General features: G+C 65.2%; 1 protein-coding gene. It reads right to left on the bottom strand.

Annotated features, from left to right (window positions below; translation table 11 throughout):
* On the bottom strand, nucleotides 1-913 hold a 913-nt coding region (locus SPR01S_RS21035; protein ID WP_157082393.1), incomplete at its 3' end, for an IS110 family RNA-guided transposase.
* Nucleotides 914-1068 lie beyond the last annotated feature (155 nt).

Below are 1068 nucleotides of genomic sequence, written 5' to 3' on the forward strand. Positions count from 1 at the left end.
CGATAGCGTTTAGGATGGTGATCATCTTTCGCATAGCGGCGATGATGGCGACCTTGAAGGTTTTGCCCTTGGCCCTGAGGCGATCGTAGAAGGGAGTGAGGGCGGGATCGCGGGACCGGATGGCGCTCAAGGTTGCCATGTAGAGGATATCGCGCAGGTGTTTTCGGCCGCCCTGGCATCGGCCGGGTCGCTGCGAGTTACCGGATTGTCTGGCATGGGGAGCGACGCCGAGGAGGGCGGCGGCGGTTTTCGCAGATACGCGCCCGAGTTCGGGCATGTCGGCAACCAGCGTGCGGGAGAGGACAGGGCCGACACCGGTCTGGCAGCTTAGCCGAGCGCAGCGCCGTTCGAGCTGCGTGTGGGTGTCGAGGAAGGCTCGCACAGCCTTATCGAGGACGACCAGGGCGAGATCGATCGAGCGTATCCGAGCGCGGATCATGCGACGAACGAGCGGCTCTGCGATGGTATCGAGCTGGCCGTTCAGGCAGGCATGCTCGGCAACCAGGCGACGCCGATGTGCGAGCAGCGCGCTCAGCCGGTCGCGTGCTGGATCCGGAGCATAGGCCACGAGACGTTCGTGGGACGCTTCCAGGCAGCGTGCGATCATCATGGCATCGAGCGCGTCGGTCTTGGCATTCTGCCCGATGGCGCGCGCAAAGGCTCGTACGCGCGCGGGAGCCAGCACATAGACGCTGAGCCCTTCGGCATGCAGAAGCTGGATAGCCTGGCGCTCGTAGCCGCCCGATGCTTCCACCGCGACCGCTTCAGGCGCCAGTACGACGAGTTGGCGTGCCAGCTCCACGAGCGCCTTGGGCTGGTTCGCAGCGCTCAGCTGCTTGCCCGATGGATGCAGGTACACATCGACACGCGCCTTCGAGATGTCGATGCCAACGAACACTGGCCGGTGTATCATATCCTTGCTCCCTGGCTTGTGGTGCGGGCACTCAGCCCGATCAACCGTTCGGGGTCTAAGGGAGCGGACAGGGCCTAGCTTGTTCTCGGCTGTTGCAACCAGTCCGACATGCGGCCGCCTGCCCGCGCCGGCCGAGGTGCGCACCTCGGCCGGCG

The sequence above is a fragment of the Sphingomonas pruni NBRC 15498 genome, from assembly GCF_001598455.1.
GTDB lineage: Bacteria > Pseudomonadota > Alphaproteobacteria > Sphingomonadales > Sphingomonadaceae > Sphingomonas > Sphingomonas pruni.